Annotated in this window: 13 protein-coding genes; 4 read left to right on the top strand and 9 right to left on the bottom strand. The window is 47.4% G+C overall.

What is annotated here, in order from left to right; genetic code table 11:
• Positions 1-31: 31 nt before the first annotated feature.
• From ACNI29_RS01830 to ACNI29_RS01820, 3 genes are all read right to left on the bottom strand, one after another.
• The gene (locus ACNI29_RS01830; protein WP_419780481.1) at positions 32-964 is read right to left on the bottom strand and encodes a DUF362 domain-containing protein; all 933 of its coding nucleotides are present in this window, start codon (positions 962-964) and stop codon (positions 32-34) included.
• Positions 954-1,916, bottom strand: a complete 963-nt coding sequence (locus tag ACNI29_RS01825) for a hypothetical protein (protein ID WP_419780480.1) — start codon at positions 1,914-1,916, stop codon at positions 954-956. The genes ACNI29_RS01830 and ACNI29_RS01825 overlap by 11 nt, the downstream gene beginning before the upstream one ends.
• 365 nt (positions 1,917-2,281) lie before the next feature.
• Positions 2,282-3,787 carry a sulfite exporter TauE/SafE family protein gene (locus ACNI29_RS01820; protein ID WP_419780479.1) on the bottom strand — a complete coding sequence of 502 codons (1,506 nt, stop codon included), beginning with the start codon at positions 3,785-3,787 and terminating at the stop codon, positions 2,282-2,284.
• 236 nt (positions 3,788-4,023) lie between these two features.
• On the opposite strand from ACNI29_RS01820, the gene ACNI29_RS01815 reads away from it, so the two are divergent.
• Positions 4,024-5,508, top strand: a complete 1,485-nt coding sequence (locus ACNI29_RS01815) for an ATP-binding cassette domain-containing protein (protein WP_419780478.1) — start codon at positions 4,024-4,026, stop codon at positions 5,506-5,508.
• Between the two features lie 64 nt (positions 5,509-5,572).
• On the opposite strand, the gene ACNI29_RS01810 is transcribed toward ACNI29_RS01815, so the two are convergent.
• Both ACNI29_RS01810 and cysQ read right to left on the bottom strand, forming a co-directional pair.
• A complete protein-coding gene (locus ACNI29_RS01810) occupies positions 5,573-5,836 on the bottom strand; it encodes a hypothetical protein (RefSeq protein WP_419780477.1) in 264 nt (87 codons plus the stop codon).
• 14 nt (positions 5,837-5,850) lie between these two features.
• Positions 5,851-6,642 carry a 3'(2'),5'-bisphosphate nucleotidase CysQ gene (cysQ, locus tag ACNI29_RS01805; protein ID WP_419780475.1) on the bottom strand — a complete coding sequence of 264 codons (792 nt, stop codon included), beginning with the start codon at positions 6,640-6,642 and terminating at the stop codon, positions 5,851-5,853.
• Between the two features lie 80 nt (positions 6,643-6,722).
• On the opposite strand from cysQ, the gene ACNI29_RS01800 reads away from it, so the two are divergent.
• The 3 genes from ACNI29_RS01800 (at position 6,723) to ACNI29_RS01790 (ending at position 9,599) form a co-directional block, all read left to right on the top strand.
• Positions 6,723-7,565 (top strand): ThiF family adenylyltransferase, encoded by an 843-nt coding sequence (locus ACNI29_RS01800; RefSeq protein WP_419780474.1) that lies wholly within the window; start codon positions 6,723-6,725, stop codon positions 7,563-7,565.
• A 510-nt stretch (positions 7,566-8,075) separates the two neighbouring features.
• Positions 8,076-8,309 carry a hypothetical protein gene (locus ACNI29_RS01795; protein ID WP_419780473.1) on the top strand — a complete coding sequence of 78 codons (234 nt, stop codon included), beginning with the start codon at positions 8,076-8,078 and terminating at the stop codon, positions 8,307-8,309.
• Between the two features lie 99 nt (positions 8,310-8,408).
• Positions 8,409-9,599, top strand: coding sequence for a PP2C family protein-serine/threonine phosphatase (locus tag ACNI29_RS01790; RefSeq protein WP_419780472.1), 1,191 nt, complete (start codon positions 8,409-8,411; stop codon positions 9,597-9,599).
• On the opposite strand, the gene ACNI29_RS01785 is transcribed toward ACNI29_RS01790, so the two are convergent.
• From ACNI29_RS01785 to fliG, 4 genes are all read right to left on the bottom strand, one after another.
• Positions 9,596-10,465 carry a transporter substrate-binding domain-containing protein gene (locus tag ACNI29_RS01785; protein WP_419780471.1) on the bottom strand — a complete coding sequence of 290 codons (870 nt, stop codon included), beginning with the start codon at positions 10,463-10,465 and terminating at the stop codon, positions 9,596-9,598. The genes ACNI29_RS01790 and ACNI29_RS01785 overlap by 4 nt on opposite strands.
• Positions 10,466-10,597: 132 nt before the next feature.
• Positions 10,598-11,908 (bottom strand): FliI/YscN family ATPase, encoded by a 1,311-nt coding sequence (locus ACNI29_RS01780; protein ID WP_419780470.1) that lies wholly within the window; start codon positions 11,906-11,908, stop codon positions 10,598-10,600.
• 2 nt (positions 11,909-11,910) lie between these two features.
• On the bottom strand, positions 11,911-12,648 hold the full coding sequence (locus tag ACNI29_RS01775; protein ID WP_419780469.1) for a FliH/SctL family protein: 738 nt from the start codon (positions 12,646-12,648) through the stop codon (positions 11,911-11,913).
• Positions 12,635-13,636, bottom strand: a complete 1,002-nt coding sequence (fliG, locus tag ACNI29_RS01770) for a flagellar motor switch protein FliG (protein WP_419780468.1) — start codon at positions 13,634-13,636, stop codon at positions 12,635-12,637. The genes ACNI29_RS01775 and fliG overlap by 14 nt, the downstream gene beginning before the upstream one ends.
• Position 13,637 lies beyond the last annotated feature (1 nt).

Here is a 13,637-nt window from a genome sequence, read left to right as displayed (position 1 = left end):
AAGGTTTTGGGAGAGTCTAGCCGCCGGAAGTTTAACCAAATCTACTAAGAAATGATTTCAAACGGCCTTTAACAAAACGGACCGGCTCAAATTCCATGGGGCTTAATTTTTCTGGGATTTTGAAGTCTGTAGTATCAAAATCGTCAGGGGGTTCGATAACATATTCAATGTGCTCCGGGTGGTAGCCGAATATTTTCTGGCGAGAGCTTTCCCTCCAAAGCAGAATTTTTTTGGGACTCAAGCCGAGCAGCATATACAGGGCAGTATCAAGCGCATAAGGATTCGTTGAACCGGCCAGCAGGTTCATGGGGTATGGTTTACCCTTAATGGGTCCGGTTTCGTGCATGGGGTAGACGGCGTCCATGAGATTGAAGGCCAATGGCATCGATTTGGCCACTTCAATGATCATTTTCTCCATCAATCCTGGAGTTTCCCCGAAGCGTGTATGCGCGTAAGCCTTGCGGAAACCAACTACTGTACCGAAGAGGTTCTTTACCGCTCCGGTGATCACGAATTGACCGTGTGCCTTCAGTTTGGGCACGTTTATTATCATGTCCGACTCTAGAGCGTCGCGTGAGATTCCGATGGATTCGCCAAAAGAAAGGTCGAGCTGAACCGGGCGGCCAAGACTTTTGGGTTTTAGTCCCAGTTCTTTCAGCCCGGAGGTCATTCCGATGGCATTGGAAACCTGTGCAGCCGTTCCGTATCCCGGAGAATCGGCAACGGTGACTTGTGCACCACAATCTTTCAGATAACGGCACAGGGAAATCGTCACGTTGGGATGGGTGCAGGCCAGAGGATTCTTGGAAGAAACCAGATTTGGCTTGACCAGCACCTTGGCTCCCGGAGGTATTTTGAGGCCGCACTCCTCTATGATCATAGCCACTGCCGTATCCATGAATGTGGATTCATATTCAAGGATACGGAAGAAGGCGACAGGTATTCTGGAGTTTTTATTGCTCATCAGGTTTTATCTCTTTTTGAGCGGCTTTTTTGGGCTTTACCGGTCTCTTCTTTACTGCAGTTGCAGCAGGTTTACTTTCAGGTTTGTTGCCTGATTCCGGTTTGGCTTTGGCCGCAGCTTTTTTTCTCCCCTGTTGAGTAGTTACTTTTTTGCTTTTAGTTTGTGAAGTGGGCTCTTTTACTTTTTTGCCGGCAGCATCCTTTTTAATTGTCCCTTTCTTTTTCGGCTTCAGAGATTCATCTGTTTTGCGGACCCTTTTTTTGGGGGCTGCTTCAGCTGATTTGTTTGGTGAATTTTTTTGCGTTGCAGGGGTTTTCTTTTTTACAGTCTTTTTCTTTTGTTGTGCCTCAGGATTTGCCGCATTATTTGTTTTACGCTTTTGGGATATTCCTTCTGGTGCTGCCTTTTTCTTCTTGACTGCTTTTTTCTTCGAATCAGCAGGTTTTTCCGATTTTATTTGTGGCTCAGGCATTTTCTTTAGAGCATCCTTATTCGTTCTGGTGCTTTTAGTCTTATTCTCTTTTTCTGCTTTCTTTTTACGGGCCTGCATGGCTTGAGCCATCTTTTTTTTGCGGATGGCGATTCTTTTTTTCTCGGCATCTGATAATTCCCGGCCCAGCATGATGCGGAGGTTTTTCATGAAACTTTCCGAAGACAGAGTTCCGAAGAAGAGGAAATTAGAAATATCCCATAGAATGGCGAAAATCAGGATGCCGAAAGTACCTAAGGTTATGGATGAAAACCCGGAAGTCTCACTGACTGGTAAGGCCTCGCGCAAATTGTAGGCCGGGATGAGCAATTTTTCGCGGATGTTTTTGATGAGTTTTTCCTGCTCGTCCATTTTTTGCTTGCTCATCGCCGCAGCCATTTTTTGCAGGATACGGTTCATCAGGTACATGGATAAGGTGGGAGATATTGAATACCTGCTTTCAAGTTCTTTGAATTTATTCATATAGAGCAGGTGGATATCATGCATGAAGAATTTAAGGGTGTAGCCTAGGTCTCCCTGGATGTTGATCGTTCGTCCCTTCGGAGTCACGGTCAGCTTGTTACGCAAGAACATCATGGTTACTATTCGTGCTTCGTTGTTATCGCGGAATACTAAGGTGATGTTGATATTTTTGCCGAGATTTACTTTGTTTTGTTTCTCCAGTGTGTCAAACGGGGGCTTCACCCCTTTGCGCAGTGAGTTGAAAGAGCTTTCCATTGCTTCAAAACCGTCTGCGCCGCTGAAAATAGGTAGGTGCATGGCCCCGATAATAATTAGACTGGAAACCAACAGAACAGCAGAAATTGTTAGTGTTTTAAAGGAGTAGGTCATTTGTCTGCTCCTTTTTCTTTTACGGGTTGTAAGGATTGATAAATTCCGTTTAGGAAAGCAAATAAAATCCAGCCTCCGAAAATCAGCGCACCGATCAAGAGGATATATGTTCCGCTGGAATCAAAGGTTGCAACAAGTCCCGGATCGATATTTGCCCCTGCCTTACGCAGTAGGGCGGGCAGGGCCAGTATGCGATTGATGATCACCGAGATCACGAGTAGGGAGACCAGTCCTTTGACCCTGTAGGGCAGGATATTTTTCAGCCCCTTGCTGCCCAGATGCAGCCCGCTGATTGTTCCGAAGACCAGTCCGGTGATACAGTAAATATTGATGAACCCGTTCAGGCCGTATGCTCCCAGAGTCAGTCCGCCCGTGGAGATCGCAAGTCTTGCGAGGTCGGTTCCGGCTACCAGCGCAGCTACGCAGGCGAATCCTTTAGTCATGAGCGTAAAAGTCATGATTGCGCCTCCGGTCCCGGTGATGGACATGAAAAAACCGCCGACCATCGTTATTACAAAGATCGGTAGAATCGGAATTCGCTCCTGCGTGTCCTGATCTTCGCTTTCCAGACCGGGGTCTTCTCCGTCACGTCTAAGTTCTGCCGGTTCCAGTTTATCTTCATCATCCTTTTTGAAGGTCGAAGGAAATTCCATATACGGCGGCAGTTTCATGCTGCGCAGGCTGCGGGCGATTTCCCATGGTTCTTCATCCGGGTAGAGTTCGTCTTCGAATTGCGGTTCCGGTTCCGGGTCAGGTTTGGCCTTTGTTTTTTGCTCTTTGGTTGTGGGGGACGCATCTTTTTCTTTTGCTGCTTCACCTTTCTGTTTGTCTTCTGGCTTTTCCTCCTCATTTTTTTCCGGCTTCTTTTCAGGTGGTGGTTCCGGAGCAGAGTTTATGGCTTCCGCCTTGTTTTGTTCTTCCTTTTCTTTACGCAGTAATTCAAGGGCATATTTGTGTGCATCATCCCTGAAGTCGGGAATTATGATAAAGGCATAGATGATCAGCCAGAGGGCGATGATGGAAGAAATGAAAATGTCGTTACCTGCCGGGTCGGCGATGAAGATCATTTTGTTGAGGGCATACCCGCCTAATCCACCAATAACAGTCCCCAGACTCATGATCAGGGCAAGGATGTATTTGATGCGTTTGTTGGCTCCCATGCGGATACTTTGGATGGTGCTGAAGATGAACATGCGGAACATCTCTGAACCTACGGCATAAATGCCGCTGACTCCGGCAGTCATCAGTGCCGGGACTACCAGCAAACCGCCGCCGGCACCGATTGCAGCACTGAGCATTCCGGTTACCAGCCCTATTGCTGCACATTGGAAAAAGCCCGGTCCGCTTCCGTCCGGTAGGATGTAGGGATTATTGGCCCTTCCTATGTATTCGGGAATTTTGATGTCTGCTGCCCAGATCAGGTCTGTCGGGAACAGCATTGCGCAGAGCATGAATAGCGCTGCTGAGAAGAGTACTATGGATCGGGCGGAAGATTTGTACATGGATTCCCTGCCTGATTATTAAATGATTTTATTTACATATAAAAACAAATAGGAAATATATCAACCATATGTGTTTTTTATGTGCTTTAGCTCTTGAAATTTTTTAGGTTTGTACTGAGCCGCTTTGTGTTCCGGCTGACTTGCGCTTGATGTTTTTAAGTAGTAGAAGTTTAGCCCTGATCACTAATATTAGTTTATATTTTAGAAGTTTAAGTTCATCATAAAGCGGGGTTGCAATGAGCGCGAAATTGGTTTCAATGAAGAATCTTTCTCTCACACTGGACCGTGGACCTGTTCTTGAAGGAATAGATTGGGATATCCGGGAAGGTGAACATTGGGCTGTTCTGGGACCTAACGGCGCGGGCAAGACTACTTTGATGATGATTCTGGCCGGGGAAGTGTGGCCGGATGATGATACCACCCGTGAATTCAGCGTAGAAAATGAGATTACCTGCAGTCCGCTGGAACCGCTTGAGCGTTACCGCATGATTTCCCCGGAGCATCAGGATATATTTGAAAAGCTGGCTTGGGACGTTACTGGTGAAGAGGTGGTTCTTTCAGGGAAAGATAATACCCCTTTTCTCTACCGTCTCGCAGATGAAGGTGAATATGAGCCGGTTCGTGATTTTATGGAAAGTTTGGGTATGCTCGATCTTGCCCAGCGGAGCATGGTCAAAATGTCCCGTGGTGAAGGCCGCAAAATCCTTATTGCCCGAGCACTTATGGCTGAACCGGAAATCCTTATCCTTGACGAATTTCTTGAAGGTGTAGACCAGCAGTCCCGTGAGCAGATAGTCCGGGCAATTGATACTGCAGCAGCTAATGGAACAACAATTATCTGTTCCGCGCACCGTAAAGAAGAGCTGCCTTCCTGCATTAATAAAACCATCTATATCCGTGACGGTAAAATTGATCGTTGTCAGGACGGAGAAGGTCAGGATGTTGCCTGTGCCAGCCCTAGAGAGTTCAAAAGGACCCTGCCGGAAGTTAACTGCATCGAGCCGGGCCGTAAGCTGTTCCGTCTTAATGATGCCAGCGTTGTCTTTCTTGGTAAAACGGTGCTGCAGAACATCGACTGGCAGATGTCCGGGGGCGAGAACTGGGCGGTGTTGGGACGCAACGGAGCCGGTAAGTCTACTTTGCTGAGACTTCTTTATGGAGACGCCGCAGCTTACGCTGCTGAGGATGAGATGGAACGTCTTCCGGAGCGTGGTTCTAATCTGCGTTCGGTGCGTGGTCGCATGGGAATGGTTTCAGCTTCCATGCAGGCTTCATTCGGTGAAGCGGTAGGTAAGCCTATTCCGATTTTTGATGTCGTGATTTCCGGTTTTTTTGCTTCAGCCGGAATTCTGGATGAAATTTCAGACGAAATGCGGGAAAAGACTTGGGAGTGGTTGCGCTTTTTCGGGATAGAAGATCTGGCGCAAAGACCAATGGAGCAGGTTTCTTACGGGCAGCTGCGCAAAGCTTTCATAGCCCGTGCGCTGACCTCCGGGCCGGACGTGCTTCTTCTTGATGAACCTCTGGCTGGGGTAGATGAAGAATCGCGCCGGGAGATTTATCAGCTTCTGGAACTGCTTGCCAAAGCCGGGGTCGCGATGGTTTATGTCACACATCATGAGGAAGAATTGATCCCTTCAATTTCCCATGTCCTTGAAATTGAGAAGGGCAGGGTGTCGTTCCGGGGAGCCAGGGAAGATTATTTCAAGCTTCGTGATTAAAAAATGAAAGCCCGTCTTTAAAATAAAGGCGGGCTTTCATTTTTAGGTGGGATAGAAGCGTCTTTTATTTTTTTATCCAGCCTTTGGCATTCATGCAGCGCTGGAAGACTTTGCTTTCATTGGTGGATAGGTTTTGATCCTGACTGTACGTTCTTTCGGGCAGGTCGTTATCAGGTGCTGCGTGGGTCTGTCTTTGTGCTCTTTCCCGGCACTGGGCGCGGTCAATTTTGAATCGTTCGCTTCTATTTTCAGAAAGATCCAGAGTCGGGTTCTGCCATGACGTGCATCCACCCATAAGCAGCAATGCAATAAGTACTACGTAACGCATATTTCGATCCTCAATCAGGCTTTGACGATAAAGCCTGCGTTTCTAAGATTTTCTTTGTTGTATGGGAATTCTTTCCCATCGAGCCCGCGCATGGTTCCGCCTGCGGCTTCTAAAATAGCCTGTCCCGCTGCAGTGTCCCATTCCATGGTTGGGTTAAAACGCGGGTATTGATGGGCTTTGCCTTCTGCTACAAGGCAGAACTTGATGGCGCTTCCCGCTGGTTTTACTTCCGCAACGTTTATATCCTTTAGGTAATCTTCCAGTTCAGGTGAAGGATGCGACCTGCTGCCGACAATTATTTGTCCTTCTCCCTCCGCTGGGGAGGCTGTGGAAATTGCTACCGCTTCTTTGCTCTGTCTGCTGACCTGTGCACCCGTTTCAATGCTTCCGGTATAGAGGGCATCCTGAGTAGGGGCGTATACAATGCCCAGCACCGGACGGTTATCACGCATGAAGGCAATGCATACACAAAATTCGCCATTGTCCTTGATGAATTCTTTGGTTCCGTCCAAAGGGTCCACCAGGAAAAATTCTTTCCACTCTTTCCGCTGCGCGTAGGGAATTTTAATTCCTTCCTCGGAAAGAACCGGTATTCTGGGGTAAAGCTCGGCCAGAGACTCAGTGATAACTTTATTGGATGCAATATCCGCTGCGGTCACCGGGGATTTGTCGTCTTTGTTCTGGACATCAAAACCCTTACTGCGCACTTCCATAATGGCTGCACCAGCTTTGCGTGCGACATTGGATAGTTCCTCAATCATATTTTTCATGTGCAAAGAAGTAGCAGACCTTTGATTCTGTGTCATCTTTTCCTGCTCCAGTTTGCTGTTCGTTTTGACTTGAGTTGTCTGACAGTTTATTATCGTTGGTTACAGGGAGACTATATATGAGTATTGAAACTAAAGTGAAAGTCATGCTCGGCGGGCGTTGTGTTGAGAAAAATTACTCTTCCGGTGCAGAAGTGTTGGTTGCACCCCATGCTGTGATCAGGGAGATTTCCCGTGAATTGGGTTTAGATCTGCATTGTGTTGAGCGTGAAGTTTTTTCTACCGGAGCGGTCCCGGAGAGGTATGTGCGGAATCTGTCTACTTTCAGTGCCGAGGAACAGAGACGGCTGTTCTTCTCTAAAGTTGCCATGGTAGGGCTTGGTGGACTTGGCGGGCATCTTCTTGAGGCTTTGGTTCGAGCCGGGGTCGGACACATAATAGCCTGCGATGGAGACATTTTCGAGCCTTCGAACTTAAACAGGCAGAGACTTGCCGCCGAGAATTCTTTGTGCAGCAAAAAAAGCGAAGCTGCTTTTGAAATGGTGCGCGAGGTTAATCCGGCTGTTTTTCTTGATGTGCGTTCCAAGTATATTGAAGACGATTTTGAGCCTTTTATCTCTGGGACTGACCTTGTTGCTGACTGTCTTGGCGGGCTGACTTACCGTAATATGCTGAAGGGTGCTGCTGCCAAGGAAGGTGTTCCTATGGTTACTGCTTCTGTTGCTGGATGGGCAGGGGTTGTGTCGACTGTTTATCCTGGAGGAAATTCACCTTCTGATTTTTTCGGTTCAAGTGATGGACAGGAAGAGGAATTGGGAACTCAGGTTCCGGCAATATTGACCGCTGTAGGTATGCAGGCCGGAGAGATTCTGAAGATACTGAGTGGGCAGGAGCCGGGGCTTAAAGATAAAGCCATGATGTTTGATTTGAATAAAATGTATTTTGATGCTGTGACTATTTAAAGCTGGACCTTTGAAATAAATGAGTGGGGCGGGTTTCCACTTCTAAAATATATTTTTTTGACAAAGCCGGTGCATTATTTAAATGCTCCGGCTTTTGATTTTGTGGATCGTTGACGCTGGTCTGAATAGTGTCGGTGGTTTATTAGTTTTTACTTTCATGTCTTATATTAAGCTTGTATGTAGATTCAATCTTAAATTTGTGTTGCTTTACTTGTGCTTTGTCTTTTTGTGCGTAGTATTTATTGTTGTTTTTGTTTTTATTGTATGGATATATGTTCTAAGTCTTTAGTTTGTGTGTATCTTTAGTTTGTGCTTCCGGCTGTTGCTGAGATAATTTATTCATGTTTTTATTTTGGTAAAATATTTTAAAATATTAAAATGTGATTTATCCCGCAAATAGGCTAATCTATTGATAAAAATTCATATTTATGTAGACAAAATAGAGTTTGGAATATACTTGTGCGTGTATTGCGAGTCTGAATTTATCAAAAATACACACGGAGAATATGTATGAGTGAATCTTTTGAAGATGTTGTTGCAGAAATGAATAATATTTCAGATGCCCTGACTTTCATCAGTGAATCCTTGGAGTGTCATGCTGCCGAGGGTAAGAGTGTGAACTTATGCGGATTGGCTTATTTAACTAAACTTCTTGGCGGAAAATCATCTTTTGCCGCTGAATCTTGTTGGGGGATAGAGTCTAATTCTGGCGGTGGGATTCCCGATCTGCCGAATAAGAATTAGGACTCTGATTATACTACATAATCACCTTGAGTTGTGGTACTATTCCATAATATAGTTCGTTACGGATCTTTGTGTTAATTAATGGCTCGGAGGTATCTGGTGAGTGAAAGTGACCTTGTTCAGACGGATGAAGAAGTTCCCAAAATTCTTGTAGTTGATGATTCAGCTACCATGCGGAATTTTCTGACCCGTGTTCTGGAAGGCGACTATGATGTGGAAACTGCCGCAGATGGTGTTGAATGCATAACGCAGTATATGAAGATCAGGCCCAGCGTGATCTTGCTGGATCTTCTTATGCCGGGAATGGATGGTTTCGATGTTATCGAGAAAGTCCGTAACGTCATCGGGGATAAGGAAGTTATCATAATAGTTCTTACCGGACAGGATGAACAGGAAATCAAGGCTCGAGCTTTGAATAGCGGGGCCAATGATTATCTTACCAAACCGTTCCATGTTGTTGAGCTTAAAGCCAGAGTTGGTGTTGCCATCAGGCAGGTAATGCTTACAAGGCAGTTGCAGGAGGCAAATGTCAGCCTGCAGAAGGCGTATGACATTATTGATGATGAGGTTAAACTGGTCGCACGGTTACAGGATAAATTGCTGCCTACAGTCATCCCTGTAATTGATGGGCTGGATATCAATAGTCTGTACCGCCCGTCCGGACGGGCTAGTGGTGACTATTATGATGTGTTCGGTCTGGAGGAAGGTGTTGTCAGGGTGATTATGGCCGATGTTTCCGGTCACGGACCGCAGTCGGCATTCATTATGGCTATTGTCCGTACGTTGTTTAAGGCGGACGGGGCAAACCATAATGATCTTTCAGCAAGTCTGAACCAGATCAACTCGCATCTTTTGGATCTTATCGGCAAAGACAGCTATTTCGTGACCCTGTTTGCAGCTGATATTGATTTCAATAAAGGGGTGATGAAGTACATGAGTGCCGGACATTGTCCAGCCCTCGTCATGCTTGATGGAGAATTGCGCGAACCCCTTGCTGCTGAGGTCCCGCCATTCGGTTTTTTCCCGGTTGACTGCTCTTTGTCTGAGTGCAGCTTCTCGTCTTCGCTTCGCCTTTTTCTGTTTACCGACGGTTGTTATGAGTGGCGTATGAATGATGATTTCTTCAGTCTTGAGCCGTTTGTAGAGATTGCAGAAGAGTTGATGCGCAACAATACTCTGCAGTTGGAAAACATTGAAGATATATTAGAGGAAAAGACAGGCGTGCGTCCCGTCTTCGATGATGATGTCACGGCTCTTTCAATTAACTGGTCCGGTTCAGCCGGCAGTTAGGTTGTGGGGCGTAATTTTTTTTTCAGAGTTTCTATCGCTACTTTTATCTGAGTGCGGTGCAGATATCCCATAATCAGCAATACAAGTCCGACGATTCCTATTGCATTCCTGCCAAGGCTGTTTTCGCTGCTGTCGATATCGAGCCATTTGCGAAAAATAGCTTCTTTATCTTTTTTGGGGATGGCTGCCATGTTCAGGTTTATTATTTTTACTAAATCCTTATTGTGTTTGCCTACTGTAGGGTGAAGATTTCTGGTGTATAGTTTCTTGATGCACTTGAATCTGTCTGAGATTCCCATTTTATTCATCTGGTAAATTGCAACCGGATAGTCAGCAGCAAACAAACGAAGCCGTCCCTCAGCTGCAGCACGGAACATATCCCAGGCTGAATTGAACAGAGTCAGCGGGGTGAAGGGGTGTTGTTCCATCATAAAAATTTTAGCATAATCGCCTTTGATGACACCGCAGTTTTCCTTTCCATCCAAGGGATGCATTCCGACAAAGTCGTCAGAGGCAAACAATCCTCCCTGCATGTGGTATATGTAGTCTCCAAATTCCATTGTTTCTGACCGGGCCAAAGAATAATACATCCCTGCATTAATGTCCGCCTCACCTGTGACAACAGCGTTGATAGCTTTTTTCCATGGCTGAAGTTGAAAAATTATTTCTACGCCGGAGTATCGAGCCCATTCTTTCCAGAAATCAATAAGCAGTCCGTCCGGTTGTCCTTCATCATTAATGAATGAAAGAGGAGGCATACTGGAAGAGTGGGTGACTATAAGGGAAGAAGAGAAGGCTGGGGTTGTGGGAATTAATATGGATAAAGCGGCAAGGATAGTGAAGATGTTTCGGAAGAGTTTTGTCATTACACCATCGTCGTTTTTATTGTTCTAATTGCTCTACTTTAAAATATATTTTAGCAGAGAAGTTCCGAATCATCCATAAAAAATATAGCTCCCTACGGGTTAGGTAGATTTTTTGATTGTGGCAGGTAGGAGCTAGCTGGCCGAAGCCAGCTCCATTAATTTTGTGTAACTTTCATCAATGGTCTGCTTGTCTTCTATTAGCTGTTGCAGAAAGCTGTTGATGGCAGGAACCATCTGTATGGCGGTGTCGATTTCAGGGTTGGACCCTTTTTGGTATGCACCGATGTTGACCATATCTTCTACCTTGCGGAAAGTTGCTAGCTGACCGAGGACCTTGCGTCCGGCAGCGACAATATCCCCATGAACAATATCGCCACGAACACGGCTTACGCTCTTGAGAACATCGATACAGGGATAGTGTCCCTGATCAGCAAGATCGCGTGTAAGCACGATGTGGCCGTCAAGAATTGAACGCACGGCATCGGCGATAGGTTCGGTGAAGTCGTCTCCGTCAACCAGTACTGTGTAAATTCCGGTGATAGAACCGTGCGGGTTTTTTCCGGCCCTTTCCAAAAGCTTGGGCAGCTGGGCAAAAACTGACGGCGTGTAACCTCCACGGGTCGGAGGCTCGCCTGCTGCGAGACCTACTTCACGTCCGGCCATGGCAAAACGGGTTACCGAGTCCATCATCAGCAGGACGTCTTTATTCAAATCACGGAAATATTCTGCAATAGCGGTGGCAGTGTAGGCCGCACGCATGCGGATCAACGGGCTTTTATCTGATGTGGCGATTACCAGTACTGATCTGGCTAAACCTTCGGGGCCGAGATCTCGCTCGATAAATTCCAAAACCTCACGACCACGCTCACCGATCAGGGCGATAACGTTGATGTCGGCAACAGTATAGCGGGCCATCATGGAGAGCAGTGTCGATTTACCGACACCGGAACCAGCCATGATACCCATACGCTGGCCTTTGCCGATAGTCAGCAGGCCGTTGATAGCTTTTACGCCGACATCGAGGGGTTCATTGATACGGGGACGTTCAAGAGGGTTCGGTGGATCGCGGTGCAGGTCGTTGAGGCTTTCGGGGATGATCGGGCCTTTGCCGTCGATAGGTTCGCCAAAAGCGTCAACAGCACGTCCAAGCAACCCCATTCCGACGGGAACTTTGGGCGGAGTACTGGAGTTCTTGATCAGGCTTCCGGGGCTGATGCCGTGCATTTCCCCGTAAGGCATGAACAGGCAGGCTCCGTCCTTAAATCCAACAACTTCAGCGGCAATAGGATCTGCTGCTTCAGGTATGAGGTGGCATACGGAACCCAGCGGGGCCTTGATGCCTTTGCCCTCGGCAATAAGGCCGACAACTTTGCTGACCCGGCCATAGCTGCGGCAGGGATCAAGGGCTGAAAGAAGTTTTGTGCAACCCTTCATGTCGGCCATGTCTATTCTCCTGTTCCGGGGGTAAGCTGTCCAAGTATTTCCTGTACGCCTTCCCAGCGGGAGGTGACGGTGTTTTCAATCATGGCGTCGGCAGCTTCAAGAATGATACCGCCGTTGTCGATTGCCGGGTCGGGCTTAACTCGCCATTTGGCGAGGTCAGGGTGTTCGGACTGGGCCTGCTCCAGCAGGGGGCCGATAATGTCAGCGTCTGCCGGGGAGACCTTGATGACCAGCTGGGTCAGTGAATCTATGCGGTTCAAGGATTCATCGAGTAGGGCTGCAAGAATTTCCTGCCTGCGGCTGTCCATTTCCACGGCCAGTGTCTTTTCAATGACCATGAACACCAGAGAGATTGCGTCGGCAGATTGGGACATGAGCACGTTATGAGATTGTTCCTGAATGCCCTGCAGAGTCTGGTTCAGGTGCTGGCTGAAACCTATCATGTGCTGTTCTGCTTCCTGAGCAGCCTGCTGCTGGCCGGCGGCGTAACCTTCGGCCAGCGCATTGGCTTTGATAGTTTCGGCCTCAGCCATGGCCTTGGCAATGATTTCCTTGGCCATGTTCTGGGCTTTAGCCTTGACCCGCTCATAATATTCGCGGTCGGTGTCTTCGTTCCAGGTCGGCTTTTTCTTGCCTTCCATCTCCTGTATAGTCATCTCCTGGGTCTTGTTATTGGAATCAAGACCCATGATGACTCTACCGGTGTAGAACTTATTGTCTTCTGCTTTAGACAAAGACATCTCCTGAACCTCTGCTGATCATAATCCGGCCTTCGTCTTCGAGGCGGCGGATGTTCTTGACAATATTCTGCTGTGCACCTTCCACATCGGAAAGTTTTACAGGTCCCATGATTTCGAGGTCTTCGCGGATCATGTTGGAAGCACGCTCGGACATGTTTTTGAAGAAGAGCTCCTGTAAATCGTCGGAGGCACCCTTGAGTGCGGTGGTAAGCTCTTCGTTTGAAACTTCCTTGAGCAGTTCGCGGATAGCGCGGTCGTCCAGTCCTTTGATGTCTTCGAAAACGAACATGAGGTTCCTGATTTCTTCAGCCATCTGGTTGGACTCTTCCTCGATCTCTGAAAGAACTTCCTCTTCAGTTGAGCGGTCTACGGCGTTGAGGATTTCCGCTACTGCGGGTACGCCACCCACTTTTTTACCTTCTTTACCACCCATGGCGATGAGCTGGCTTTGCAGCACTCTGTCAACTTCCATGAGCATTTCTTCAGCAACAGCCTCCAGTTTGGCGAGTCTCATAAGCACTTCGGCTCTTACGCCGCCGGGCAGGTTGGATATAAGGTCCGCTGCCTGATCCGGGTGCAGATGGCCGATGATGAGGGCCAGTGTCTGCGGGTGCTCGTTCCTGAGAATCTGTGCCAGAATCTTGGGACTGACGTTCTGGAGTTCCTGAAACGGAGCTGGTCCGCTTTCGAGGTCGAGCTTATCCAGAATGTATTTTGCGGTTTCTTCGTCAAGGGATTTGCTGAGCAGTCTTTTAACCTGATCGGCGCCACCCATGAGCAGTTCAGCTCCGTATGCCAGAGTTTCGTTGAACTCTTTAAGTACTTCCAGAACCTGTTCTTTGGGTACTGAATCCATCTCAAGCATGGCTTTTGACACGTCGGCAATTTCCTGACGGTTCATGCGCTTGAAGGATTCAGCGGTAAACTTGTCCCCAAGGGCAAGAAGTACGATTGCTGTTTTTTGATTACCGGTGAACGGCGTTGACAAT

The organism is Maridesulfovibrio spiralis (SeqCode), from assembly GCF_048571135.1.
Lineage (GTDB): Bacteria > Desulfobacterota > Desulfovibrionia > Desulfovibrionales > Desulfovibrionaceae > Maridesulfovibrio > Maridesulfovibrio spiralis.
Note: the sequence above shows the minus strand (reverse complement) of the source record. Positions and strands in the feature narration are given on the sequence as shown.